Below are 25,999 nucleotides of genomic sequence, written 5' to 3' on the forward strand. Positions count from 1 at the left end.
CTTGAAACGCCGCCGAGTTCAGGCACGGCGGCGCTGTTGCAGGTACGCTCTGACCGCCGCGTGATCACCGGCAAACTCGATGCGCTTGGCCTTGCTATCGCGCTGATAGGCGTACATTGGGTCGTAGTACTCGTTGAGCAGCACCTCGATCCACTGCCGATGAGCGTCCACCTGCCCGGTGGTCAGTTGTACCGCCAGGGCATCGTCCATCATCGCCGCCAGGCGCTGGTAACGCTCGCCGCCCAGGCGTTTGAGGTTGCTTGCCAAGCTCTGGCGCAGGCGTTCGGCAAAGGCATTGAAACCCTGCTCCATGCCATTGGCGGCGACGAACTCGGCGCACAGGTCGATCACGTAATCCTTGAGAATCCGCTCGACCCGCCGCTCGACGCTGTCCTGCAGCCACACCATCGGCGCGGCTTGCATCTGCCGGAACAGCGACAACGGCACGGCGCGGCTGCCGATGGCGCGCCCTTCATCCTCCAGCACCAGGAACTCCGCACCGCGGTGGCGCTTTTTGAGGATGTCCACGGCCAGGGCGTTTTCGAAATCGATCTGCGCGGGCTGACCGCTGACCCGTTTGCCGAAACTGGAGCCGCGATGGTTGGCGTGGCCTTCGAGGTCGAGGCTGTTGTGCAGCTCGACCAGTACCTCGGTCTTGCCAGACCCGGTCAAGCCGCCGACGAGCACCAGCTCACATGACTGCGCCGCGTCTTCGACCGTGTCGAGCAAAAAGGTCCGCATCGCCTTGTACCCACCCAGCACCCGCGGGTACGGGATACCGGCGACATCCTTGAGCCACTGCTGAGTGATCTGCGAGCGCAGGCCGCCGCGAAAGCAATACAGATAGCCTTCGGGCTGACGCTGGACGAACTCGACCCAGGCCTCGATACGCGCCTGCTGGGTCGCGCCGGACACCAACCGGTGCCCCAACTCGATGGCGGCCTGCTGCCCCTGTTGCTTGTAGGCGGTGCCGACGGCCTCGCGCTCGGCGTCGTTCATCAGCGGCAGGTTGCGCGACTGGCTGAAGGCGCCCTTGGCAAATTCCACCGGCGCGCGAACATCCATCAGCGGGATGTCGTTCAAGAAGATATGCCGCAGATCGGCGCTGTTGTCGCGCATCAGAACACCTCGACGGCATGGGTCTGTCGCTCGACCAGGGTACCGATCGGTTGCAGGTCCAGGCCCAGCTCGGTGGCGGTCTGCAGGAACTGCGCCTGGCCTTCTGGCGTCACCGCCACGAGCAAGCCACCGCTGGTCTGCGGATCGCAGAGCAGGTGTTTTTGCCACTCGGTCAACGGGCCGATACGCCCACCGTAGCTGTCGAAGTTGCGCAGCGTGCCGCCCGGTATGCAGCCTTGCTCCAGGTAGTGATCGACGCTGGCCAGGCGCGGTACGGCATCGGCCTGCAAGCGGGCGGTCAGCTGGCTGCCGTCGGCCATTTCCACCAGGTGACCGAGCAGGCCGAAACCGGTGACGTCGGTCATCGCCGTGACTCCGGCCAGTTTGCCGAAGCGGCTGCCGGGCGTGTTGAGGGTGCACATCTGGTCGCGCGCCAGGCCGATGTCGGCGTCACGCAGCAGGCCCTTTTTCTCGGCGGTGGTGAGGATGCCGATGCCCAGAGGCTTGGTCAGGTACAGGGTGCAGCCAAGGGTGGCGGTGTCGTTGCGCTTCATGAAGCGCTTTTCTACCAGGCCGGTGACCGCCAGGCCAAAGATCGGCTCCGGGGCATCGATCGAGTGCCCGCCCGCCAGGGGGATGCCGGCGGCATCGCACACCGCGCGGCCACCGCGAATCACTTCGCGGGCGATCTCCGGTGCGAGCAGGTTGACCGGCCAGCCGAGAATGGCGATGGCCATGATCGGATCGCCGCCCATGGCGTAGATGTCGCTGATCGCGTTGGTGGCGGCGATACGTCCGAAATCGTAAGGGTCGTCGACGATCGGCATGAAGAAGTCGGTGGTCGAGACCACGCCGCGCTCTTCATCGATGGCATACACCGCCGCGTCATCACGCGAAGCGTTGCCCACCCACAGGCGCGGGTCGAGGTTTTGTGCGCCGCTGCCGGCAAGGATCACTTCCAGCACCTGAGGCGAGATCTTGCAGCCGCAGCCGGCGCCGTGGCTGTACTGGGTCAAGCGGACGGGTTCGCTCATGGGATGCCCTTGTGTCTGTGAAGGGGCAGCAGTCTACCAGAGCACACGAGGCCCACGTGCGGGGCGCGACAGAGGCCAGCGGAGCAATAGACCTATGCACATGCGATTTGGTTATTTCTGTTAGAGCCTTTATGTCAAATATGATCAGCAACATCGTTGCAACTATCCGCCCAGCAACTGTTGCTGGGCGAACAGCTCATCAGCCTGCAGACAGATCGAGGTCCCTGAGCATGACTGCTTCTTTGCAAGACGCCCGCCATTGCCCACTGCACACCGCGCGGGAGCTGGCCACCGAGTTCGCCCGCACCGCCGTTGAGCGTGACGAGCGTGGCGGCACCCCCAAATCCGAACGCGATGCCCTGCGCGCCAGCGGCCTGCTGGCCCTGAGCATTCCGCGCCAGTTCGGCGGCCTGGGCGCGAGCTGGAGCGACACCTTCGAGGTGGTCCGCGAATTCGCCCGAGTCGATAGCTCGATTGCCCATGTGTTCGGCTTTCATCACCTGATGCTGGCCACCGTGCGCCTGTTCGGCAGCGCCGAGCAGTGGCAGCCGTGGTTTGAACTCACCGCCCGCAAGAACTGGTTCTGGGGCAACGCCCTCAATCCATTGGACACCCGCACCACGGTGCGCACCTTCGGCGGCTGGCGGGAATTCTCGGGCAAGAAGAGTTTTTGCTCCGGCGCCAGCGACTCGCAAATGCTCGTCGCCTCGGCGGTGGATGAAAGCGCAGGCGGCAAATTGTTGATCGGCGCGATCCCCACCGCGCGCACCGGCATCACCGTGCACGACGACTGGCAGAACATGGGCCAACGCCAGACCGAAAGCGGCAGCGCCACCTTCGAACGGGTGCGCGTCGAGGAATCCGACCTGCTCCTCGATCCTGGCCCGCTGAGCACCCCGTTCGCCTGCCTGCGGCCCCTGATCGCGCAACTGCACTTCGCCAATATCTTCCTCGGCATCGCCCAGGGCGCGTTCGCTGAAGCGCGCCAGTACACCCTCACCGAGACCCGCCCGTGGTTCAAGTCGGGCGCCTCGAACAGCGGTCAGGACCCATACGTCCTGGCGCACTTCGGCGATTTCTGGGTCGGCCTGGAGAGCGCCCGGCTGCTGGTCGAGCTGGCCGCGCAGCGCCTGGACCAGGCCTGGGCCAAGGGCGCCAGGCTGAGCGCCGACGAGCGCGGGCAACTGGCGGTGACCATCGCCACCGCCAAGGTCGCCGCCCAGCGCCACGGCCTCGAGCTATGCAGCAAGGTGTTTGAAGTCACCGGCGCCCGCTCGACCCATGCATCCGTGGGCCTCGACCGGCACTGGCGCAACCTGCGCACCCAAAGCCTGCACGACCCGCTGGACTACAAACTTCACGAACTGGGTGACTGGGCATTGAACCAGAACCTGCCCACGCCCACGTTCTACTCATAGGGATGCCCATGCAGCTTCTGACCTTACCGCCCTCGCCCGCCTTGGCGACCTCCATCCGCGCCACCGCACAGGTGTTCGAGGACCCGAAATCCAAGGCCTTGCTCGCGCACCTGGAAAAGGTCGCGCCCAGCGAAGCCAGCGTACTGATCATCGGCCAGACCGGCACCGGCAAAGAACTGGTCGCCCGTCACATCCACAACTTGAGCGCGCGGCGCAATCGGCCGTTCGTGGCGGTCAACTGCGGGGCGTTCTCGGAATCGCTGGTGGAGGCCGAGCTGTTCGGCCACGAGAAAGGCGCCTTCACCGGCGCCCTGAGTGCCAAGGCCGGCTGGTTCGAAGAGGCCAACGGCGGCACCCTGTTCCTCGATGAAATCGGTGACCTGCCGATGGGTATCCAGGTCAAGCTGCTGCGCGTGCTGCAAGAGCGCGAAGTGGTGCGACTGGGCTCGCGCAAGAGCATCCCCATCGATGTCCGGGTGCTGGCGGCGACCAATGTGCAGCTGGAAAAAGCCATCAACGCCGGGCACTTTCGCGAGGACCTGTTCTACCGCCTGGACGTCGTCAACCTGGAGCTCAGCCCGTTGCGCGAGCGGCCCGGCGATATCCTGCCGCTGATTCGCCACTTCATCGCCGCCTACAGCGCACGGCTCGGCTATGGCGAGATACGCCTGACCCCGGATGCCGAGCGCAAGCTCACCAGCTATAGCTGGCCGGGCAATATCCGCGAGCTGGAAAACGTCATTCACCACACCTTGTTGGTGTGCCGCGAGGGGCTGATCCAGTGCGACGACTTGCGCCTGTCGAGCCTGCGCATCGAACGCCACGAAGACACTGCACCCAGCGATGACTCGGCCGAAGCCTTGCTGGAGCGGGCGTTCAAGAAGTTGTTCGAAGAACAGGCGGGCGCCCTCCATGAGAAAGTCGAAGATACCCTGCTGCGCGCGGCCTATCGCTTCTGCCATTACAACCAGGTACACACCGCCAATATGCTTGGCCTGAGCCGCAACGTGACCCGTACACGGCTGATCAAGATTGGCGAACTGGCGGTCAACAAGCGCCGCCCGACCGAAAACGTGCAGGGCGAGCGCATGCTCAATCTGTCAATCTGAAGGCTCGGCCCCAGGCCTGTCACTTTAGAAGCCCTGTCACCCCGAGGCCCTCACTCCAGCGCTGCCAAGCGCGCCGCCAGCGCCTTGGCCTGCAGGGCGACATCGGTCACGGCAGTGCTTTCCCACCACATCCCGCGCAGCGGCGGGCCCATGGCGAACAGCCGCCGGGCGGCCAGCGCGGCCGCGTCGAGCACCGCCCCACCGCCGTCCGCGGCGATGCCGAGGCCGAGGTTGCCCGGCGCAATCAAACCATCGCTCAGCAGTTGCCGCGGCAGGGGTTTATCGACGCGCCGCCAGTCGTATTCGATGCCGGTGGAGTTGATCAGTGCATCGCCTTCCACCACCGTGGTCTGCGTCTGCCCACGATACCGCAGGCGAATGCGCTGCTTGCAGTCATCACTGGTCTCCAGCCCCTGCAAGGAGGCGGCGTGGATACTCAGGCGCCCCTCACTCAGCAAGCGTTCGAGCAGCGCGTTGCCCTGGGGTGGCGAGCGATGGTGATGGCTTTCCCACCACGGCCGCGCATGGCGCACGAACTGGCGGCGCTGCCCATCGCTGGCCTGGCTCCACAGCCGCGCGATATGCACCCGCACGGTGTCCAGTGGCGCTTGCCAGTCGATGCCTGCTTGCGCAGCCAGATGGCATTGGCGACGCAGTTCGCGCAGCAGTTGCAGCGGGCTGCGAATCTCGGGGGCCAGGCTGAGGAAGTCTTCCCAGGCCGGCGGTTGACGACGCACCTGCGGCAGCAGGCCGTGGCGCGAGAACACCTCGATCGGCCCGCGGTGGCCGGCCTGATCCAGCGACACCAGGGCGTCGATCATGGTCAGCCCGGAGCCGATGATCAGCACGCTGGCGCGCTTGTCGAGGCGGCGCATCTGCTCGACGTTCCACGGCCCCAGTGCCACGGCATTGAGGCCGCTGGACTGGCGCTGGGCGGTGTGCGCCGCCGCGAACATGCCGGTGGCCAATACTGCCGCCGCGCCGCGCCAGCGCTCACCGCCGCGCAGCGTCAAGGTCACGCCCTGCGCGTCGGTCTGCAGGTCGACGGCTTCGTCGCGCACGTGGCGCAGGCCCGAGCCGCGGGCCTGGGCGAGGGCCAATGCCTCGCTCAGGCGTTGCTGGGCATACACCCCGAACAGCCCGCGCGGGGGAAACAAATGGGCGACGGTGACATCCTGCTCCGCGGCCTCCGGCCAGCCACCGGCGTCGATATGTGCCTGCAGCCAGCGAGTCAGGTCGTCGGCGTCATCGGGATCGACGCTCATGCGCGCCGCATTGCCATTGAGGGTATGACCCAGCTGCGTCGCGCTGTAGGCCTCGCCCCGGCCCAGTTCGGCGCGTGGTTCGAATACCACGATGTGCCGCGCCCCAGGCAGGCGCAGCAACTGCATGGCCAACAAGGTGCCGCTCAGGCCACCCCCAACAATCAGCACATCGGCCTCGCGGATGGCCGGGGTGGCCTGTCCGCCTTGTGGCTCGCTCATGGTTCACTCACTCTCGGATGGATTCAACGTTTGCCCAGGTAGATGTCTTGCAAGTCGCCACGCGCCAGCAGGTCATCCGCCGAGCCAGCAGCGGCCACTCGGCCAGTATCCAGCACATAGGCCCGGGAAGCATATTTGAGCGCGACATTGATATTCTGCTCGGCGATCAGAAAACTCACCTGCTGGTCACGGTTCAGGTGCGCGACGATCTCGAAAATTTCCTGGACGATGATCGGCGCCAGGCCCATCGAAGGCTCGTCGAGCAATACCAAAGTAGGCCGGGTCATCAACGCCCGGCCAATCGCGACCATCTGTTGTTCGCCGCCGGACGTCAACCCGGCCTGGGTCTTGCGTTTGGTCTTGAGCCGCGGGAACCAGGCGTAGATGCGCTCCAGATCTTCCTCCATGCGCTGGCGCGACAGGCGCCGCACGAAACCGCCGCTGCGCAGGTTCTCCTCGACGGTCAACTGGCCGAACACGTGTCGGCCCTCCAGCACGTGCACCATGCCCTGGCGCACCCGTTCGCTGGGCGACAACGGCGCGGCATCGGCACCGAGAAACTCGATGCTGCCACGGGTGACCCGCGCGCGCTCTGCACGGACCAGCCCGGAGATGGCCTTCAAAGTGGTGCTTTTGCCGGCGCCGTTGGCCCCCAGCAGCGCGACGATGGCGCCACGGGGGACCTCCAGCGTGACCCCGGCGATGGCCAGGATCGAAGCATCGTAAATGACCTCGATATCATCGACGCGCAGGATGCTTTCGGCCTGTTCGGTGCCGGGTGATGGGCGCGAAGCAGGCGTCGCGACGGGTTCACTGGTCATGGCTGCAGTCTCTGGGCACGATGTTTTTCTCTTTGGCGAATGCCGCGGATTTTTCGTCGATCAACGGGCGCAACAGGACTCGATCGGCGGCGATCCAGTCGCTGACCAGGGTCCATTGACTGCCGTCCCATTGCTGCACCCGCGCCGCGCCACCGCCTTCGTGGTCCGAGCACGACAGCGTCAGGTTTTGCATCAAGCCCAGGTAGCCCATGGCTTTGAGCCGGGCGTCATCGATGTGCAAATGCTCCAGCCCCCAGCGCCCTTCCTCGCCAGTAAGCGGGCGATGGCCGAACTTGGCCTGGCCGGCGCGTATCGCTTCAACCGCCACGGCGGCGTTCACCAACCCTGAGTTGTAGTACACACTACCGAAATTGCGCTGGTCCTTGAGGTCGCTCTTGCCCTGATCGAGGATGTACTGCTTGAGGCGCTTGTGAATCTCGAAATCGCTGCCGGCCGGGTACGGCGTCAGGGCCAGGTAGCCTTTGGCGGCGGCGCCTGCGGGCAACACGTCTTCACTGGAACTGGCCCAGATGTCACCGACGATATGGTCCACCGGAAAACCGAAGCGCGCGGCGGTCTTCACCGCCACCGGGGTCGACACCCCCCAGGTGCGCAGGAACACCCAGTCAGGCTGCAACTGGTGGATCTGCCGCCACTGGGCAGACTGCTCGCTGCCAGGGTCGGCGACCGGAATCTGGATATTCTCGAAACCGTACTTCTCGGCCAGCAACTTCATCGGCCCGAGGGTTTCGCGGCCATAGGCTGAATCGTGGTAGACGGTGGCGATCTTCTTGCCCTTGAGCTTGTCGAGGCCGCCTTCGCGTTCAGCGACGAAGTTCACGAACGCCGAGGCCTCGCTGTAGAAGGTCAGCATCACCGGGAAGTTGTACGGGAACACGCGCCCGTCGGTGGCCTCGGTACGCCCGTAGCCCATGGTGATCAGCGGGATCTTGTCGACCTCGGCGCGCTCGCTCAAGGCGTAGGCTGCCGGCGCGCCATTGGGCTGGTAGACCGCCACCGGCGCGCCGTCCTGGCCATTCTTGAAGCGCTCGTAGCACTCGATGCCTTTCTCGGCGGTCCACTCGGTCTCGCACTCCTGCCAGACCAGCTTGACGCCGTTGATGCCGCCTTCGACCTCGTTGATGTAGCGCAGGTAATCGATCATCCCGGCCCAGATCTGCACGCCACTGGAGGCGTAGGCTCCAACCCGATAATTGGCCAACGGGAAGAACTGCTGGTCGGCGGCGGCCTGTACCGTGGGCGCCAGCGCCATCAGACCCAGGCCGAGGCTCATCCCCAGACCTATACCCATGCCCAGCAGTGAACGCTTGAATGTGTTTCGCATGAAATGACTCGTCCTCACATGAACATCAGAAACGCAGCGGCCATCGGGCCAGCCGCTCCTGGGCGTTTTTCAACAGGCGAATCAGGCCTTCGGGCTCCTTGATCAGGAACACGATGATAAGCACGCCAAAAATGATTTTTTGCAGGTTCTGCAATTGCCCCGCGTCCACCGCACCGCCGAACAGCGCCTGGCCGGCGTGGTCGAGGAAGATCGGCAGCAGGCAGATAAAGGCCGCGCCGACGAAGTTGCCGGCGATGCTGCCCATGCCGCCGATAATGATGATGAACAGAATCTGGAACGAGCGATTGATGTCGAAACTGCCGGCGCTGGCCGTGCCCAGATAGGCGAACGCCCACGCGCCGGCGATGCCCAGGTAGAACGAACTGATGGCGAAGGCCAGGTGCTTGTAACGCACCACGGCGATGCCGACCACTGCAGCGGCGGTGTCCATGTCGCGAATGGCCATCCAGTTGCGGCCTACCTGGCTCTTGACCAGATTCACCGCAACCCAGGTCAGGATCACCACGGTGACCAGGGTCAGCAGGTAGCGATCCACCGGGTTGTTGAGGTCGTGACCGAGCAGCGTCAGGTGCGGTGCAGAAATGGTCCCCGAGGCGCCGTTGTTGTAGAACCACGGAAACTTGACGAACAGCCACTCCAGAAAAAACTGCGCCGCCAAGGTGGTCACCATCAGGTAGAAGCCCTTGATCCGCGAACTGGGCAAGCCGAACAACCAGCCCACCAGCGCGCTGATCACGCCGGCGCCGAGCAGTGACAACGGCAGCCCCAATTCAGGTACGCGCAGCAACAAGCCATAAGTGGCGAAGGCGCCCACCGCCATGAACCCCGCAGCGCCGACCGAGGTCTGCCCGGTGTAACCGGTCAGCAGGTTCAGGCCCAGCCCGGCCAGGGACAACACCAGAAACGGAATGAAGATCGCATTCAGCCAGTAATCGTTGCCCAGCCCAGGCACCGCAGCAAAGGCGATCAGCAACACGCCCAGCAACGCCCAGGGCACCTTGCGTTTGTGTAGTCGCAGCGGCGCGGTGACCGGCTCTAGGGGCAGGCTGTAAGAGATTTTGCTCATGTCAGACGCGCTCGATGGCCCGCTCGCCGAACAGGCCGGCGGGACGGATATAGAGGAATGCCAAGGCCAGCACATAGGCGAACCATGGGGTGATGCCGCCACCGATCAGCGGGCCGATATAGACCTCGGCGAGGTTTTCCGCAGCGCCGACGATCAGGCCGCCGACGATCGCTCCGCCTATCGAGGTGAACCCACCGATGATCAGCACCGGCAGGGCCTTGAGTACCACCAGCGACAGCGAAAACTGCACGCCTTGGCGAGCCCCCCACAGCAGCCCGGCGAACAGCCCGACCACCCCGGCCACGGACCAGACGATCTGCCACACGCGATTGAGGTTGATACCGATGGACAAGGCCGCCGTAGTGTCGTCGGCCACCGCGCGCAGAGAGATGCCGATGCGGGTCTTGTTGAACAGCAACGCCAGGACCACCACCAGCACCACCGCCGCGCCAGCTGCGATCAGGTCGAACTGGCTGACCATGATGCCGCCGATGAACAGCGGCACATCGTCGATACCCAGGTCCAGCGCCCGTACCTGCGCGCCCATCAACCCCTGGGCCAGGCCCTCGATGACAAACGACAGGCCCAGCGTGGCCATGAACAGGGTGATCTGCGAGCGGTTGACCAGCGGGCGCAGCACCAGGCGCTCGATGAGCAGCGCGCCAACGATCATCACCAGCACCGTCAGCAACAGCGCCAAGGCAAAGGGCACGCCCTGGTCATGCAGGCTGACGAACGTCAGTGCCGCGAACAGCAGCATCGAGCCCTGAGCGAAATTGAACACGCCACTGGCCTTGTAGATCAGCACGAAGCCGATCGCCACCAACGAATACAAGGTCCCGGCCAGCAAGCCGCCGATCAGGGTTTCCAGAAACGCCATCAATGCCCCACCCCCAGGTAAGCCGAAATCACTTGCGGATTGGCCTGCACTTCGGCCGGTGTGCCATCGCCCACCTTGCGCCCGTAGTCGAGCACCACGACGTGATCGGACAGGTCCATGACCACCGCCATGTCGTGCTCGATCAGCACCACCGTGGTCCCCAGCGAGCGATTGATATCGGCGATATAAACGGCCATTTCCTGTTTCTCTTCGGCGTTCATCCCCGCCATCGGCTCGTCGAGCAACAACAACGCGGGCGCGGCGATCAACGCGCGGCCCAGTTCGACGCGCTTCTGCAGCCCGTAGGAGAGGTTGCCGACCAGCACGTCGCGTTGCGCCTGCAGGTCGAGAAACCCGAGGATGCCTTCGGCCTTGGCCCGAGACTGCTCGGCCTCGCGTCGCGCGCTCGGCCACTGCAAGGCCTGGGCGAGAAAATGACTGCGGGTGTGACGCGACAGCCCGGTCAGGATGTTGTCGATGACGCTCATCTTCTTGAACAGCGCGTTGTTCTGAAAGGTCCGCCCAATGCCCTGGCGGGCGGCGCTCAAGGGATCGATCTGGCGAAACCCGCGGCCTTCGAAGATGATTTCGCCGGCATCGAAGCTGTATACGCCGTTGAGGATGTTGAGCAGCGAGCTTTTGCCCGCGCCGTTAGGGCCGATCAGGGCGCAGATTTCGCCGCGGCGCACCTCGAAAGAGAAGTCATTGATGGCCTTGACGCCCTTGAACGCCAGAGAGATGCCGCGCACCTGCAGGATGTTTTCTGCTGGCTGGCTCATGCGACGTCCTTGCCGGATTCGAGGGTCCAGGGGTGATGCGCTTGCGTGTGGTTGGGTGCCTGCCAGATCGAACGCAGGTTTTCGAAACCCAACAGGCGTTGCACGCGTTGTTTCAACAACCGGCGCAGGCCGCGTCGGGGCTGCTCGATGGTCCAGTCGCAGAGCCTTCGGCGCCAGCTGCCTGGGGGCGGCAGGCGGGCTTCGATCTCCTGCGCCAGCACCTGCAATCGCGCACTCGACAGCAGCAGTCCGGTTGGCGCCACTGCCCGCCGATCACGGGCCGCCGAACCTGGGCTCTCGGGAAACGCCAAGGCCTGGCCGCTGCTCAGCCACTGGCCGAGAATCACCTCCAGGCCGGCTTCCCAGTCGGTGCCCTCTTCCACCCAGAGCAACGTCGCGTCGCTGCCGGCGGGAAGGCTGAACAACGTCGTCGGCGATGGCCGCTCACCCAGCAAGCGGCCGATGCCGAGCACCGGCAAAGGGCCGCTGTCGACCAGCGGCGGCTGTGCGGTAATCAACAAGCGCAGGCCCGCGACCCGCTCGTGGCAACCCTGCCAGTGGGGCAGATCGCGGCGATCCTGGACAAAACCGTGAGTCGGCCGCAGTGCCTGCAGCTGCGCCGCCAGTGCGGCGCTCGAGGCTGGCCGCGGTACCCCCACCACCGTGCCGCCGCTGGCCTGGGCCGCCAGGCTCAACAACAGCAGATCGGTCTCGTAGGCGCCGCTCACGGCCAGCCGGGAACGCTCGCTGAAGCCCTGCTGGCGCAGCCCCGCCGCCAATTGCTCTACTTCGCGCAGCACATCGATCCAGCGCCAGGCGTACCACTCGGCCTGACGTCGATGGCGCAAGGCGATCTGCAAGGGTGCCGCCTGCGCCCAATGGGTCAGGCGCTGGGCGGTGGGTGACGGCTCGGGCGACGTCGCCGACGGTACCGCCCGCAGCCGTAATTCATGCAAGGTCATGGCGTCATCCTTTTCATCAAGCGCGATCCTTTTGCCGCGTGCGCTGCCACTCGGCCAGGTTGCGATACGCCGCGCCCGGGTGCCCGGCCGCCAGGCGCGGCCCGTCGCCGAACAGTTTTTCGCGCAGAGTGCCTGGCGCATAGTCCTTCTTGTACACACCGCGCTTCTGCAACTCGGGCACCAGCAGGTCAACGGCGTCGGTGAAGGTTTCGTGAGTGACCGCATAGGCAAGGTTGAAGCCGTCCACGTCGGTGTCGGCGACCCACTCCTCAAGCAAGTCGGCCACGGTTTGCGGACCGCCGACGAACAGCGGACCAAAGCCACCGATACCGACCCACTTGGCCAGTTCGTTGGGCGTCCAGACCGTGTTCGGATCCGCCGTGGAGAAGGTCTCGACCGCCGATTGAATGGCATTGGTGTGCACATGCTTGAGCGGTTCGTCGGGTTTGAACTGACTGAAATCGATGCCCGTCCAGCCCGAAATCAACGCCATGGCGCCTTCATAGCTGACCCAACTTTTGTACTCTTCGAACTTGGCCTTGGCCTTGGCATCGGTTTCGCCCAGGATCACCGTCTGCAGGTTGAAGATGAGGACCTTCGCCGGATCACGGCCGGCTTCAGCGGCGCGGCGGCGGATATCGGCCACCGTTTTTCTCAACAGCACCTTGGAGGGCGCGGCGACGAACACGCACTCGGCCTGCTCGGCGGCGAACTGCTTGCCGCGGCTCGAGGCGCCGGCCTGATAAAGCACCGGGGTGCGCTGCGGCGAGGGTTCGCACAAGTGAATACCCGGCACCTGGAAGTGTTTGCCGAAGTGCTGAATCTCGTGGATCTTGCTCGGGTCGCTGAAAATCCGCCGCTCGCGGTCACGCAGGATGGCGCCCTCTTCCCAGCTGCCCTCCCAGAGTTTGTAGCAAACCTCGAGGTATTCTTCGGCGTAGTCATAGCGCGCGTCGTGCTCGGTCTGGGCTTGCTGGCCCATGTTCTTGGCGCCGCTTTCGAGGTACGAGGTAACGATGTTCCAGCCCGCACGGCCTTTGGTCAGGTGATCGAGGGTCGAGAGGCGCCGGGCGAATGGATACGGGTGCTCGAATGACAGCGAAGCCGTCAGGCCGAAGCCCAGATGCTCGGTGACCAAAGCCATGGGCGTGATCAGTTGCAGCGGATCGTTGACCGGCACCTGGGTGGCTTGACGAATCGCGGCGTCGCCGTTGCCTCGGTAGACGTCATAGATGCCGAGCACGTCGGCAATGAACAAGCCGTCGAACTTGCCGCGCTCGAGGATTTTCGCCAGGTCGGTCCAGTATTCCAGGTCCTTGTACTGCCACGAGCGGTCGCGCGGATGCGCCCAGAGCCCGGGCGACTGGTGGCCGACGCAGTTCATGTCGAAAGCGTTGAGACGAATTTCACGGGACATCGAATTATTCCTCGAGCTGCGGCGGCGCGACGCCATTGAGGCGCTGGTTGCCGATGATCTGGTACTGCCAGCGCAGCGGCTCGCGCGCGGCCAGGGCCGGGTATTCGGAGCGGCTGCCGGTGAGTTCCTGCTGGGCGTTGCCGACCGCTTGCAAGGCGTCGGCACTGGCGATCACCGCTTCGGCCGTCGCCACCAGCGCCTCGGCCGGGCTGCCGACAAAGGCTTGGGCACGCTCATAGAGGGCGGCGGCGACTTCGATGCGAATCTGCAGGTCGCCGAAGCGACTGATGATGTAAGGGTCTTCGACCGCGCGTTGCAAACCGCTGAGCGGCCAAGGCCGGGCGTGTTCGCGAACGAAATCGAGGGTCAGTTGCAGGCCCTGGCGGGCATGCTGCAAGTCGTGGGCGGCCACTGAGAGCTGGCTGGGCAAGGCGATTGCCGGGCTGTTCATAGTCGTGATTCCTCGATCAATTCCAGGCATGGCGTGGCGGCGCGACGCCGTTGAGCAGGCGATTACCGATCAGGTGATACTTCCAGCGCGCCGGATCGTGCAGGGTGTGGGTACGCGCGTTGCGCCAGAAGCGGTCGAGATTGTGCTTGCCCAGTACCGAACGGGTACCGGCCAGTTCGAACAGTTTGCTGCTGGCGAGCAAGGCGATTTCGGCGGACAGCACCTTGGCCTGGGCCACCACCACGGACGCCTCGGCGACGCTCTCCTCGCTCGGCGCGGCCAGGGCGTGGTCTACCGCGCGGCCGGCCTTGGCGAGGATCGCGTCGGTACCGTGCAGGCGCCATTGCAGATCGCCGATGGCCGCGAGAGTGAACGGGTCCTGCCAGCCATGCTGCAACTGGCTGTCGACCCAAGGGCGGGCCAGGCGCGCATGAATCAGCGCCTGCTCGAAGGCACCGTGGGCGATGCCGGTATCGACGGCGGCCTGGATGATCTGCGAGATCGGGCCATCGGCGGTCGGCACGTCATAGGCCCTGTGCGCGGGGATCACCGCGCTCAAGGGTACTCGCACGTCCTTGATCACGGCGCCACCGCTGGCGGTGGTGCGCTGACCGAAGCCGTCCCAGCTATCGATGATGGTCAGGCCGGGGTTGTCCCGCTCGACGAAGGCGATAAAGCCGCGGTTGTGCTCATCGACGCCCACCACCGGGACGATGTGCGCAAACAAGGCGCCCGTGCAGTAGAACTTTTCGCCATTGACCACGGCGTGGTCGCCCTCGAAGCGAATGCGGGTCTCGAAGGCGGTCACGTTTTTACTCTTGGCCTCCGAGAAGGCATTGCCGAAGCGATAGCCCTCGAGCACCTTGGCGAAGTAGTAACGCTTTTGCTCCTCGGTCCCAGTCAGCAGCAGGCCATTGAGCACACCCAGATGATTCTGCGGAATCTGCCCTAGGGACGAGTCGGCGGCGGAGATGATCTTGATCACTTCGGCCACCGTCACGTACGACACCCCGGCACCGCCGTAGGCCTTGGGCACGGTAATGCCCCACAGGCCGCTGGCAGAGAATTCGTCGAGCTCGGCCACCGGCAAGCGCCGGTCACGGTCGCGTACCGAGGCTTCTTCGGCAAAGCGCACAGCCAGCGCCTTGGCCACTTCGATGGCTTCGGCATCCGAGGCGATCACATGGGCCTTGGGCGGTTTTGATGCAGGAACGCTCATGGGCAGACTCCAATTCGGAAAATCACTGTGGAGTCCTTTGCACAGCCCGTGCCTGTTTTATTTATCTATATATATCAGTGGATTGAGTACATTTGATGCGGTGAGCGCCGATGCCAGACCGACAATCTGTCCACTTGCTGTTGCCTGAACAACAGTTGCCCCTATGGCAGCTGCCGCGGGGCATCCCTGGGCCTGGCTGGCGAATGCGTTAGTGAGCGCAGCGCACCGTTGTACGGTTTTTGCACAGGCTGTTGTCGCGCTGCTGCCCCACCAACAGAGGCGATTCATAAAACCAATGGATTCTTTTTTATTTCAATGGGTTATCTGACGGCACAGACTATGCATTCGCAGCGTGACGAGCTTTTCTATTCATTGATGGAGCACTGCCATGAGCCTGACGTCCGCGTTCAACCCGCTGTCCGAAGGGACCCATTACGAGGCCCTCGCCAATCGCTTTCGCCCGCTGTTCCGCCAGATCGCCGCAGGCAACGTCGAGCGTGAACAATCGCGCAGCCTGCCCTATGAGCCAATCCGCTGGCTCAAGCAGGCGGGCTTCGGTGCCGTCAGGGTACCGGTGCAGTACGGTGGCGCAGGGGCCTCGGTCGGCCAGCTGTTCGAACTGCTGATCGAGCTGGCCGAAGCCGATTCCAATATCCCGCAGTCCTTGCGTGCCCACTTCGCCTTTGTCGAGGACCGCCTCAACGCCCCGCCGAGCGCGGATCGGGATAAATGGTTCGCACGCTTTGTGGCCGGCGAACTGGTGGGCAACGGCTGGACCGAAGTCGGCGCGGTCAAGCTCGGCAAGGTGATCACTCAAGTGCGCCCGGACGGCGCGAACTACGTGCTCAATGGCGCCAAGTACTACAGCACTGGGAGCATCTTTGCCGACTGGATCGATGTGTACGCGCAGCGTTCGGACAATGGCGCCGACGTGATTGCCGTGGTGGATGCCCATCACCCTGGCGTGACCCACAGCGATGACTGGGACGGTTTCGGCCAGCGCACCACCGGCAGCGGCACCTCGGTGTATGTCGAGGTGCCGCTGCCCGCCGAGCAGGTGATCCCCTTCGAAACCCGCTTCAAGTACCAGACGGCCTTTTACCAACTGGTGCTGCTCGCGGCGTTGTCCGGCATCGGCCGCGCCATCGAACGGGATATCGCCCAGGAAGTGCGCGAGCGCAAACGCGTCTACAGCCACGGCAATGCCGACAGCGTCAGCGCCGACGCGCAGATCCAGCAAGTGGTCGGGCAGATCAGCGCCCAGGTCTATGCCGCCGAGGCCGCGACCCTGCGCTCGGCCGAGCCCTTGCAGCGCGCTTACGTTGCGCGCTTTGGCGACGACCCGCAGGAGGAACGTCAGGCCAACATCGATGCCGAAATCGAAACCGCCAAGGCGCAAGTGGTGGTGTCGGAACTGATCCTGCGGGCCGCCACCGACCTGTTCAACGCGCTGGGCGCCTCGGGCATCAGTGTCAACAAGGCCCTCGACCGCCACTGGCGCAACGCCCGCACGGTGGCTTCACACAACCCGCTGATCTACAAGGCGCGCATCGTCGGCGACTGGAAAATCAACGGCACCGAGCCCAACTACGTGTGGCAGATCGGCAATGGCAGCAAAGCCGACTGATCGCGCTACCCGCAGGCCAGACGCCGATGCGCCTGGCCTGCGCCCTGCCTGAACATCAGAACGGCTTGCTGCAATCGCGTGGCGTGATGCCCTTTTCCTTGGCATAGGCCGCCGCCCCGGCATCGATCAGCGGACGCAACAACGCGCGGTCGGCCGTCACCCAGTCGCTGACCGTGTGCCACTTTTCGCCATCCCACTGCTGCACGCGCACCGAGCCACCGCCTTCGTGGTCGTTGCAGGTGACGTTGATCGGCTGCAACAAGCCCTCGGCGCCCAACGCCTTGATCTGCGCGGCATCGATCTTGAGGTTTTCCAGGCCCCAGCGGGTCTCTTCGCCGTTGACCACTCGGTGGCCGTACTTCTCTTGGGTCTTGCGCAGCGCCTCGACCATCAGGATGCCTTGGGTCACACCCGAGTTGTAGAACACGCTGCCAAAACTGTTGGGGTCCTTGAGGTTGCTCTTGCCGGTGTCGACTACGTACTTCTTGATGTCTTGCAGAATCTGGAAATCGCGACCGCCCGGATTCGGCGTGATCGCCAGATAGCCCTTGGCGGAGGCGCCGGCAGGCAATACGTCTTCCTCGGACGCGGACCAGATATCACCGATCAGGTGGTCGGCCGGAAAACCGAAGCGCACTGCCGTCTTGATCGCCACGGGGGTCAGCACGCCCCAGCCGCGCAGAAACACCCAATCGGCCTTTTCCTGATGGATCTGCCGCCACACGCCCGTCTGCTCGCTACCCGGCAGAGCGATAGGGATCTGCACATCGATGAAGCCATACTTTTTGGCCAGCAAGGCCATGGACTTGATGGTCTCGCGCCCGGGCGGCGAGTCGTTGTAGGCGGTGACGATCTTCTTGCCTTTGAGTTTGTCGAAGCCGCCTTCCTGCTGGGCGATGTAGTTCACCACCGAAGAGGACTGGCTGTAGAAGTTGGCCATCAGCGGGAAATTCCACGGGTAAATCGCGCCGTCGGTGGCATCGGTGATGCCATAGCCGATGGTCACCAGCGGGATCTTGTCCTGCACGGTACGGTCGTTGACCGCCGCCGCGATCGGCCCCGAGATCGGGAAGAAGAACGGCGTCGGCGAACCGTCGCGACCGTCCTTCATCTGCTCGTAGCACTCCACGCCCTTGTCGGCGGTCCAGCCGGTTTCGCATTCGGACCAACTGAGCTTGACGCCGTTGATGCCGCCCTGGGCTTCGTTGACGTAGGTCAGGTAGTCGATGATGCCGCCGAACAGCGGCACGCCACTGGAGGCGTAAGGCCCGACGCGAAAGCTGGGCAACGGGATGTACTGGTGGGTCGGGGCGGCGGCCGCGACGGTCGGCAGCAGGCAGGCCGCCAAGGCCGTGGCCGCCAGCCACGGCGCCAGGAGGCGATGTTTCAAATCAAGCATGGGTAGAACCTCAGGATGGGAGGTCAGAAAACCGCGCGCTGAGCACGCCGTGGGTCGTGGGCCGCACGGCGGCTATCGTTGAGTGAACGCTCACACCGACTGGTGCGCCAGGCGCCGGCTGCTAAAACTGAAAGCCAGCACCAACAGGATCAACGCGCCCGTGGCGACCTGCTGCCAGTAGAAGTTCCAGCCGATCAGCAGCAAGCCATTGGCGATGACGTTGATGAACAGCACCCCAAGCAGCGTGCCCGGCACATTGGGGCGCCCGGTGCGACTCAAGGTGGTGCCCATGAACACCGCGCCGATGGCGTTGATCAGGTAGGCATTGCCCGACATCGGCACGTAGGCGTTGACCGTCGAACTGAGCACGATGCCCGCCACCGCGCAGGCCAACGCGCTGGCGAGGAAGACCTTGAGGGCGATCAGACGAATCGGCAGCCCGGAATAACGCGCCAGTTGCACCTGGGTACCGACCGCCAGAATCTCGCGCCCCAGGCGGCCACGCGCGAGGATCACCCCGTACACCAGGGCCACGACGGCCACCAGCCACAACACTAACGGCCCCCCCAGCAACGTCACGGCCGTGATGCCAGGCAGCGCGTTCTGGACGATGTAGATCGGCTGGCCACCGTCGGACAGTAACTGCTGCACGCTGGTGCCGATGAACAAAGTGCCCAGAGTGGCCAGGAACGGCGTGATCCGCAGCCCGGCGATCAACAGCGCATTGAAACCTCCAGCCAGCGCTGCGGCCAACAATGCCCCGACGATCGCCAGCACCAGCCCGTGGTCGCCATTGAGCAACACTACGAACGCCAGGCTGGAGAAGTCCAGCGCGGTGCCCACCGACAGGTCGATGCCACCCGCCGCCACGGCCCAGGTCATGCCGATGGCGACGATGGCCAACAGCACGAAGTTATTGAGCAACAGGCTGCTCAGGTTGCCGACGCTGAGAAACCCCGGCGCGGTGGCCGCGAAAAAGCCGACGATGAGCACGATCAGCAACGGCAGGATGGCGCGCAGCACGCGCGCCAGCAGCACAGTGGAGAACGGCGTTGGCGCAAGCGTGATCATTGGCCGCCCTCCTCTTTGCGCAACGCCCCGGACACCGCGACCACCAGCAGAATCAACACCCCCTGCACGCCGTTGACCCAGAAGCTGGAGATGTTCAGCAGCTGGAAACCGTTGACCAGAAACCCCAACAGCAGGGTCGCCAGCAAGGTGCCGGGGATGTTGGCCACCAGGCGCCTGGAGAACACCACGCCCAGGAAGGCGATCGCGACCACCGACAACAGCATTTCCCCGGACCCGGTGGTGCTGCCGCTGAACAACGCCGCCGAACAAAACGCCGCGACCGCAGCGCACAACCCGGCGAGCAGGTAACTGGAAAACACATAGCGGCGCAGGCCCAAGCCGGCAGCCCGCGCCGCCTCGGGGTATTCGCCTACCGCATACAAGCGCAGACCGTAAGGGCTGTGCTGGATCAACAGGCCGAGCAGCAACGCCACGCTTAACAGCACCCAGGCCAGCACTGGCACCTGCAGCCAGGCACCATCGGCCAAGGTGTCGAGCAGAGGCGAGTCGGTGGGCAGCACGGTGTTTTGCGTCAGCACCAGTTCCAGCCCGGCCACCAGGTTCATGCTGGCCAGCGTCGCCAGCAACGGCGGCAGGCGTAACAGCACCACACTCAAGCCATTGAGTACGCCCACCGCCAGGCCGCACAGCAGGGTCAGGCCGATCGCCTGCCAGGCCGGCAATCCGGCGTTGTTCAACCGGCTGTAGACCGCGGCACACAGGCCCAGGTTGGCCGCCAGCGATAGGTCCAGCCCGCCGGAGACCACATTGGAGCCACCGCCGATCACCACGCACGTGAGCCCGAAGGCGAGCACGCCGAGCATCGCCGATTGAGTGAAGACGTTGACCACATTGGTGATGCTGAGGAAGTTCGGCGCGCTCACGGCAAACACCAGCAGGATCAACAGGAACGCCAACAGCGCCCCGCGGCGCAATATCAACAGGGCGAGCCGCCGGGACAGGCCGGGCTGCGCTCGGGCAAAGATTTCAGACGATGACATGGGCAGGCTCGCGCGCGGGCAGATGGGAGATTGATGAGGACTCGCTGGCACCGGTCGCGCAGGCCAGCAGGCGGTCGCTGTCGACTGCGCGCGCGTCGAATTCACCGGCCAGGGCGCCGCGGTGCATGACCAGGATGCGGTCGGTGATGCCGATCAATTCCGGCAAGTCCGAGGACAGCACCAGCACCGCCGCACCGCGCTCGGCCAAGCGGCCGATCAACCGGTAGATCTCGACCTTGGCGCCGATATCGATGCCCACCCCCGGCTCGTCGAGCAGATACAGCGCACAGTCGCGGCTAAGCCATTTGCCCAGCGCGACCTTCTGTTGGTTACCGCCACTGAGTTGCTGCACCATGGCGTCCCGGCCGGCGGTCTTGATGCCCAGCTCGCTGATCAGCCGGTCGCTTTCCCGGGCCTGGGCCGGCCCGTCCAGCAAGCCCCGCCGACTGAAGCGCGCGAGCCCGGCGAGGGTGAGATTTTCGAGCACCGAGAGCAGCGGCGCAACCCCGTGGCTGCGGCGCTCCTCGGGCACCAACGCGACGCCTTGGCGCACCGCGTCGCGGGCCGAGCGAAAACGCGTCAGGCGCCCGTGCAAGGCCAGGCTGCCTTGATCCGGCTGGACCAGCCCGAACAGGCTTTTGAGCAACTCCTTGGCCCCGGAACCGACCAGCCCGGTCAAGCCCACTACCTCGCCCCGGCGCACCTGCAAGTCGATATCGCGGTAGGCACCGCCTGCCCCCAGGCCCTTGAGCTCGAGCAGTACATCACCCGCTGCCACGGTGGGTTTGGGATACATCTCGCCCACCTCGCGATTGACCATCAACCGAGCGATCTGCGCGGTCGAGGTGGTCCGCGGGTCGACCACCGCCACGGCGCGGCCGTTGCGCAACACGGTGACCTGATCGCAGAGGCTTTCGATCTCTTGCAGGTAGTGGGAGATGTACAGGATCGACAGGCCCTGATCGCGCAATCGACGAATGATCGCCAGCAGTTGATCGACCTCGCGCTTGACCAGCGACACGCTGGGCTCGTCGAACACCAGGATTTTCGGCTTGGCCAGCAGCGCGCGAGTGATCTGCAGGATCTGCCGCTGGGCGCTGTCCAGCTCCCCCACCAGCGCGCCCGCCGGGAACTCCAGAGCAAAGTACTCGCGCAACAGCCGCGCGCCCTCGCGGTCCTGGGCGTGACGGTCGATAAACGGCCCGCGCTTGAGTTCATGACCGAAAAACAGCGCCTCACCGACGCTGAAGCTGGGCGGCAACAGCCGTTCCTGATGAATGAAATGCACCCCCAGGGCTTCGATCTGCCTGGGGCTGAGTGCGGTGAAGGATTGCCCATCCACGGCCAGCGTACCGCTGTCGGCACGGTGAATACCGGCCAGCACCTTGATCAGGGTCGACTTGCCCGCACCGTTCTCCCCCACCAGGCCATGCACCGAGCCGCGCTCGACGCGCAGGTCGACACCGTCCAGCGCCTGGGTCGGGCCGAAGCGTTTATGAATGCCCTGCAGGTGCAGGGCCGGGGGCGGCGCGTGACTGTCCGTAGCGTTGCTGCTCATCTCGGGCTCCTTGGGAGGCGGTTGCGTTGTGGCACCAGCGGCCGTTTAGCCGCCAGGGCCTGAGCTCATTGATCCCCCCTGAGTTGTTGTACCTGCTGGGCGTTCGCCGCCGTGGTCAACAACGTCGGCACCTGGGTTTCCTTGGGCAGGTCGTGCTGACCGGCCAGGTAGCGTGCGACGTTCTGCACCGCTGTCTTGCCGATCAGGGCGGGCTGTTGCGCCACCACCGCACCGATAGGTGAATGATCGCGCTTGAGCAGATCCAGCACCTCGGGCGTGCCGTCGACGCCATAGGTCTTGATTTCGCTACGCCCGGCGTCTACCAGCGCTTTGCTGGCCCCCAGCTGGGGAATGTCCCACGCCGACCAGATCGCCGTGACACTGCCTTTGGGGTACTTGTTGAGCAACGCGCTGATCTGGCTGTAGGCGTCCTGCACAGTGTTGGGGATCACATCGCGCAATTCTGGCTGGATGATCTTCAGCTCGGGGTGATCCTTGAGCGCGAGCTTCAACTGGTCATATCGAATGGCGCACACCGGCACCCCGTAAAAACCGTTGAACACCAGAATGTTGCCTTTGCCGCCGCTGTCGGCGATCAGCTGGTCTGCCAATGCCTTGCCCGTGGCGATGTTGTCCGAGGTGGTGTTATTGAGGCTGTATTGCGAGGGCGCATCGATGGTGAACAGCGGGATGCCGGCCTTGCTGATACGCTTGAGCCAGGGATCGATCACGCTCAGGGTGCCGAGGGTCTGGATCACCGCATCGGGTTTCTGGGTGACCACGGTTTGCAACTGCGTCACCAGGTTCTTGTCATTGCGACCGGCATCCAGGGTAATCGGCGTACCGCCCAGGCGCTTGACCTCATCGACTTGTGCCTGAAAGGCCTTGATATCGAAGTAGTGACTGGTACCGGTCATGCTGATAGCGATACGTTTGCCCGCCAGCGATGGCACGCTCGCGTCATCGGCGTGGGCCGAGGCACTCACGCCAATGCTGATGAGGGCCAGCGTCAGTGCTGACCAGACCAGATGCCTGCAGCGCAGGGCGATCCGGCTGCCACGACGGCTGGCGTTGTCCGACAGCGGTACCGCTGCGCGGCTGACAAGCGCAGCAGTCATGCTGGCACCGCCTTGGTATGGCTCGCTTGGGCTGATTCGAGTTCGCGCACCAACGGCAGCACGTGCAGGCCGAAATATTCGACCTCTTCCTGAAAGTGCAGGAACGCCGACAGCACCAGGTCAACGCCAACCGCTTTCAGCGCGACGATCCGTTCGGCGATCTGGCGCGGCGTACCGATCAGATTGGTCTTGAAGCCATCGTTGTATTGCACCAGGTCCTCGAAGCTGGACTTGGCCCAGTTGCCTTCGCCTTCGGGGCTGGCCTTGCCGGCCTGCCTGGCGGCGTCGCCAAACGCGTTGACCGCTTCAGGGTCAGCCTTGTCGATGATCTCGGCGAGCACCGCATGGGCTTGTGCCTCGGTGTCGCGGGCGATGATGAAAGCGTTGACGCCGATCTTCACCGAGTGGCCGTTGGCAGCCGCCTTGGCGTGAATGTCTTCGACCTGGGCCTTGATCCCTTCAACGCTGTTGCCGTTGGTGAAGTACCAGTCCGAGACCCGCGCCGCCATGTCCCTGGCCGCCCGCGAACTGCCGCCCTGGAAGATTTCCGGATGGGGCTGTTGCAGCGGTTTGGGCCGCAGGGTGTAGTCGTGGAAGCGATAGAAATCACCTTTGAAGGTGAAGTTGTCGGTGGTCCAGACACCTTTGAGTACCCGGATGAATTCTTCGGAACGGCGATAGCGTTCGTCATGCTCCAGCCACGGCTCGCCGATGGCGGTGAATTCGCCCTTGAACCAGCCGCTGACGATATTCACCGCGACCCGCCCTGCCGTGAGCTGATCGATCGTCGCCAGTTGCTTGGCCGCAACCGCGGGCGTCCAGGGGCCGGGCAGGATGGCAGCGATGACCTTGAGTTTTTCTGTGGCTGCCAGCAAAGCATGGCTGAAGGCGACCGACTCGTGCTGGAACTCGGCGCCGTAGCCGGCGGTAAAACGGATTTGGGTCAGTGCGTATTCAAAGCCGGAGCGCTCGGCGATCTGCGCCAGCTTGCGGTTGTAATCGATATCCCAACTGGTGCGTTGCTCGATCTTGCTGACCACCAGCCCACCGCTGACATTGGGGACCCAGTAGGCAAATTTCACAGGTTGCTGACTCATATTGACCTCTGTGCACCGCCGAGATGGACATCATCTCGCTGTACAAGAGCAATCGCAGTAATCGTGCCAAATGGTTTTTTCAATAAGTATCAATATCTTGGATGAGCTATTGATACCTGAGACCCACACAGGGCAGTGAACAATCTGCTGAACAACTGTTGCTCCACAGACAACTGACCGTTTTACGGGGCGCCTCGATACAAGCCCCGCACGCCCGTCAAGGATGCCCTGTTTCGATATACCCAAAAGCAAGTGCCCTAGATAAAAAAAGCCGTACCCATGCACCGGTTCAACACGTTCTAATCTCGCCGAATTTTTCGCCCCGGAGTTTGGCTTTGAAACATAACAAATTTTTCCCCATCGGCCTGGCATTGCTGGTGACCTGCTCGCCGGCCTTCGCCGGTGCAACCCTTGATCGGGTCTCGCAAAAGGGCGAACTGACCGAAGTGCTGATGGAAAGCTATCCGCCGTTTTCGTTTCTCAATGACCAGAATCAGCTGGACGGCTTCGATGTCGACGTGGCCAAGGCCGTGGCGGCGCGGCTGGGAGTCAAACTCAAGATCGAAACGCCCTCCTGGGATGTGATTGCGGCGGGCCACTGGAGTGGGCGCTATGACATCTGTATCTGCTCGATGACACCCAGCAAGGCGCGCGCTGAAGTGTTCGATTTCCCGGTGGCTTACTATCAGTCCCCGGCAGTGGTGGTGGTGAATGCCAAGGACACGGCCATCACCGGCGGCAAGGACTTGTCCGGCAAGAAGGTCGGGGTCATCAGTGCCTCTACCTATGAGGCTTACCTCAACAAGGACCTGGTGATCGAGGGCGCCGAAGACAAGCCTATCAGCTACCCTTTCAGCGCCGTGCAAGTGGCTCCCTACGACAACGAAACCGTGGCCTTCCAGGATTTGGCCCTGGGCAGCGGTGTGCGGCTCGATGCCATGGTCACCAACCTGATCACCGCCCACGAGCGCATCGCCCAGGACCCGCGGTTCAAGATTGTCGGTGAGCCGCTGTATGCCGAGCCCAATGTGGTGGCTATCGAAAAAGGCGACCCGCAGTGGCACGCGAAGGTCGTCGAGGTGCTTGGCCAACTGAAGGCGGACGGTACGTTGAGCAAGATCTCGCAGAAGTGGATCGGCTCCGATATCAGCCAATGACAGCCCTCGACCCACGTTCTGCATCTACCCGTCGCGCACCTGAATCGTGGCTGAGCCGCGTGCGCGCACGCATTGGTTTTCGCAGCCGCGTCTACTTGACGTGGGCGGCGCTGCTAGGTGTGTGCGTGCTGTTTTTCATGAGCTTCAATCTGAAGTTCTCGATCATCCTCGACAAGCTGCCGAATCTGGTCGGCGTACACTTGGGCCCGGACGGTTTTCTGCAGGGCGCGGCGTTAACGTTCTTCCTGTGTTTCTGCTCGATCTGGCTGTCGCTGATCCTGGGCTTCGTCACCGCCTTGGCGCGGCTATCGAACAGCGCGGTTGCGTTCGGCATCGCCAGTTTCTACGCGTCGTTCTTTCGCGGCACACCGCTGCTGATCCAGATCCTGCTGATCTACCTGGGCTTGCCGCAGCTGGGCATCGTGCCGGGTGCGATCAGTGCGGGCATCGTTGCGCTGTCGTTGAATTACGGCGCGTACCTGAGCGAGATCTTCCGCGCGGGGATCGTCTCCGTCGCCGCTGGCCAACGCGAAGCGGCTGCGGCGCTAGGCCTCACACCCACGACGACCTTCATCCACATCGTGCTGCCGCAAGCCATGCGCACCATCGTGCCGCCGGCGACCAGTCAGTTCATTTCGATGCTCAAGGATTCATCGCTGGTGTCGGTGATGGGGGTCTGGGAGGTGATGTTTCTGGCACAGTCGTATGGCCGCTCTTCGTATCGCTACATCGAAATGCTCACCACCGCGGCCGTCATCTACTGGCTGCTGTCCATCGGGCTCGAACTGATCCAGCACCGTTTGGAGCGCCACTTCGGCAAGGGTTTCAAAAACCCGCGCTGAATTC

23 protein-coding genes are annotated in these 25,999 nt (G+C 63.9%); 5 read left to right on the forward strand and 18 right to left on the reverse strand.

All coding sequences use genetic code 11. The features are described from left to right. Positions 1 to 18: 18 nt before the first annotated feature. The gene (mnmH, locus tag LIX93_RS14930) at positions 19 to 1,119 is read right to left on the reverse strand and encodes a tRNA 2-selenouridine(34) synthase MnmH (protein WP_226504828.1); all 1,101 of its coding nucleotides are present in this window, start codon (positions 1,117 to 1,119) and stop codon (positions 19 to 21) included. Further along, positions 1,119 to 2,153: a selenide, water dikinase SelD gene (gene selD, locus LIX93_RS14935; RefSeq protein WP_226504829.1), complete on the reverse strand. Its 1,035-nt coding sequence runs from the start codon at positions 2,151 to 2,153 to the stop codon at positions 1,119 to 1,121. Before selD ends, mnmH begins: the two co-directional genes overlap by 1 nt. 230 nt (positions 2,154 to 2,383) lie before the next feature. Between selD and LIX93_RS14940 the strand changes: the two genes are divergently transcribed. Then, complete coding sequence (locus LIX93_RS14940) at positions 2,384 to 3,571, forward strand: acyl-CoA dehydrogenase family protein (RefSeq protein ID WP_226504830.1); 1,188 nt, start codon at positions 2,384 to 2,386, stop codon at positions 3,569 to 3,571. Positions 3,572 to 3,579: 8 nt separating this feature from the next. Then, a complete protein-coding gene (locus LIX93_RS14945) occupies positions 3,580 to 4,680 on the forward strand; it encodes a sigma-54 dependent transcriptional regulator (RefSeq protein ID WP_226504831.1) in 1,101 nt (366 codons plus the stop codon). A 50-nt stretch (positions 4,681 to 4,730) separates the two neighbouring features. Here LIX93_RS14945 and LIX93_RS14950 read toward each other — a convergent pair whose 3' ends face one another. The 10 genes from LIX93_RS14950 to LIX93_RS14995 are packed head-to-tail and all read right to left on the reverse strand — an operon-like array spanning position 4,731 to position 15,125. Then, positions 4,731 to 6,164 carry an FAD/NAD(P)-binding protein gene (locus LIX93_RS14950; RefSeq protein WP_226504832.1) on the reverse strand — a complete coding sequence of 478 codons (1,434 nt, stop codon included), beginning with the start codon at positions 6,162 to 6,164 and terminating at the stop codon, positions 4,731 to 4,733. Positions 6,165 to 6,187: 23 nt separating this feature from the next. Further along, positions 6,188 to 6,985 (reverse strand): ABC transporter ATP-binding protein, encoded by a 798-nt coding sequence (locus tag LIX93_RS14955; RefSeq protein ID WP_226504833.1) that lies wholly within the window; start codon positions 6,983 to 6,985, stop codon positions 6,188 to 6,190. Beyond that, positions 6,975 to 8,330 (reverse strand): ABC transporter substrate-binding protein, encoded by a 1,356-nt coding sequence (locus LIX93_RS14960; protein ID WP_226504834.1) that lies wholly within the window; start codon positions 8,328 to 8,330, stop codon positions 6,975 to 6,977. The genes LIX93_RS14955 and LIX93_RS14960 overlap by 11 nt, the downstream gene beginning before the upstream one ends. Positions 8,331 to 8,355: 25 nt before the next feature. Further along, positions 8,356 to 9,417: a branched-chain amino acid ABC transporter permease gene (locus LIX93_RS14965; protein ID WP_226504835.1), complete on the reverse strand. Its 1,062-nt coding sequence runs from the start codon at positions 9,415 to 9,417 to the stop codon at positions 8,356 to 8,358. A 1-nt stretch (position 9,418) separates the two neighbouring features. Then, positions 9,419 to 10,300 (reverse strand): branched-chain amino acid ABC transporter permease, encoded by an 882-nt coding sequence (locus LIX93_RS14970; protein WP_226504836.1) that lies wholly within the window; start codon positions 10,298 to 10,300, stop codon positions 9,419 to 9,421. Beyond that, complete coding sequence (locus LIX93_RS14975) at positions 10,297 to 11,076, reverse strand: ABC transporter ATP-binding protein (RefSeq protein ID WP_226504837.1); 780 nt, start codon at positions 11,074 to 11,076, stop codon at positions 10,297 to 10,299. Before LIX93_RS14975 ends, LIX93_RS14970 begins: the two co-directional genes overlap by 4 nt. After that, entirely contained in the window at positions 11,073 to 12,038 is a 966-nt protein-coding gene (locus LIX93_RS14980; RefSeq protein ID WP_226504838.1) for an acyl-CoA synthetase, read from the reverse strand. Before LIX93_RS14980 ends, LIX93_RS14975 begins: the two co-directional genes overlap by 4 nt. Before the next feature lie 16 nt (positions 12,039 to 12,054). After that, positions 12,055 to 13,455, reverse strand: coding sequence for an LLM class flavin-dependent oxidoreductase (locus tag LIX93_RS14985; protein WP_226504839.1), 1,401 nt, complete (start codon positions 13,453 to 13,455; stop codon positions 12,055 to 12,057). A gap of 4 nt (positions 13,456 to 13,459) precedes the next feature. Further along, complete coding sequence (locus LIX93_RS14990; protein ID WP_226504840.1) at positions 13,460 to 13,906, reverse strand: acyl-CoA dehydrogenase; 447 nt, start codon at positions 13,904 to 13,906, stop codon at positions 13,460 to 13,462. 16 nt (positions 13,907 to 13,922) lie between these two features. Continuing rightward, the gene (locus tag LIX93_RS14995; protein WP_226504841.1) at positions 13,923 to 15,125 is read right to left on the reverse strand and encodes an SfnB family sulfur acquisition oxidoreductase; all 1,203 of its coding nucleotides are present in this window, start codon (positions 15,123 to 15,125) and stop codon (positions 13,923 to 13,925) included. A gap of 388 nt (positions 15,126 to 15,513) precedes the next feature. On the opposite strand from LIX93_RS14995, the gene LIX93_RS15000 reads away from it, so the two are divergent. Then, the gene (locus LIX93_RS15000) at positions 15,514 to 16,752 is read left to right on the forward strand and encodes an acyl-CoA dehydrogenase family protein (RefSeq protein WP_226504842.1); all 1,239 of its coding nucleotides are present in this window, start codon (positions 15,514 to 15,516) and stop codon (positions 16,750 to 16,752) included. Positions 16,753 to 16,807: 55 nt separating this feature from the next. On the opposite strand, the gene LIX93_RS15005 is transcribed toward LIX93_RS15000, so the two are convergent. From LIX93_RS15005 to sfnG, 6 genes are all read right to left on the reverse strand, one after another. After that, entirely contained in the window at positions 16,808 to 18,151 is a 1,344-nt protein-coding gene (locus tag LIX93_RS15005) for an ABC transporter substrate-binding protein (RefSeq protein ID WP_226504843.1), read from the reverse strand. Positions 18,152 to 18,241: 90 nt separating this feature from the next. Further along, positions 18,242 to 19,222, reverse strand: a complete 981-nt coding sequence (locus LIX93_RS15010; protein WP_226504844.1) for an ABC transporter permease — start codon at positions 19,220 to 19,222, stop codon at positions 18,242 to 18,244. Then, positions 19,219 to 20,223 (reverse strand): ABC transporter permease, encoded by a 1,005-nt coding sequence (locus LIX93_RS15015; RefSeq protein ID WP_226504845.1) that lies wholly within the window; start codon positions 20,221 to 20,223, stop codon positions 19,219 to 19,221. The genes LIX93_RS15010 and LIX93_RS15015 overlap by 4 nt, the downstream gene beginning before the upstream one ends. After that, a complete protein-coding gene (locus LIX93_RS15020) occupies positions 20,210 to 21,781 on the reverse strand; it encodes a sugar ABC transporter ATP-binding protein (RefSeq protein WP_226504846.1) in 1,572 nt (523 codons plus the stop codon). Before LIX93_RS15020 ends, LIX93_RS15015 begins: the two co-directional genes overlap by 14 nt. A 65-nt stretch (positions 21,782 to 21,846) precedes the next feature. Beyond that, entirely contained in the window at positions 21,847 to 22,899 is a 1,053-nt protein-coding gene (locus tag LIX93_RS15025) for a sugar ABC transporter substrate-binding protein (protein ID WP_226504847.1), read from the reverse strand. Then, the gene (sfnG, locus tag LIX93_RS15030) at positions 22,896 to 23,996 is read right to left on the reverse strand and encodes a dimethylsulfone monooxygenase SfnG (RefSeq protein ID WP_226504848.1); all 1,101 of its coding nucleotides are present in this window, start codon (positions 23,994 to 23,996) and stop codon (positions 22,896 to 22,898) included. The genes LIX93_RS15025 and sfnG overlap by 4 nt, the downstream gene beginning before the upstream one ends. A gap of 452 nt (positions 23,997 to 24,448) precedes the next feature. On the opposite strand from sfnG, the gene LIX93_RS15035 reads away from it, so the two are divergent. Beyond that, a complete protein-coding gene (locus LIX93_RS15035; RefSeq protein ID WP_226504907.1) occupies positions 24,449 to 25,153 on the forward strand; it encodes a transporter substrate-binding domain-containing protein in 705 nt (234 codons plus the stop codon). Further along, a complete protein-coding gene (locus LIX93_RS15040) occupies positions 25,150 to 25,995 on the forward strand; it encodes an amino acid ABC transporter permease (RefSeq protein WP_226504849.1) in 846 nt (281 codons plus the stop codon). Before LIX93_RS15035 ends, LIX93_RS15040 begins: the two co-directional genes overlap by 4 nt. The last annotated feature ends 4 nt before the right edge of the window (positions 25,996 to 25,999 follow it).

Source organism: Pseudomonas sp. MWU16-30317 (assembly GCF_020515695.1).
Lineage (GTDB): Bacteria > Pseudomonadota > Gammaproteobacteria > Pseudomonadales > Pseudomonadaceae > Aquipseudomonas.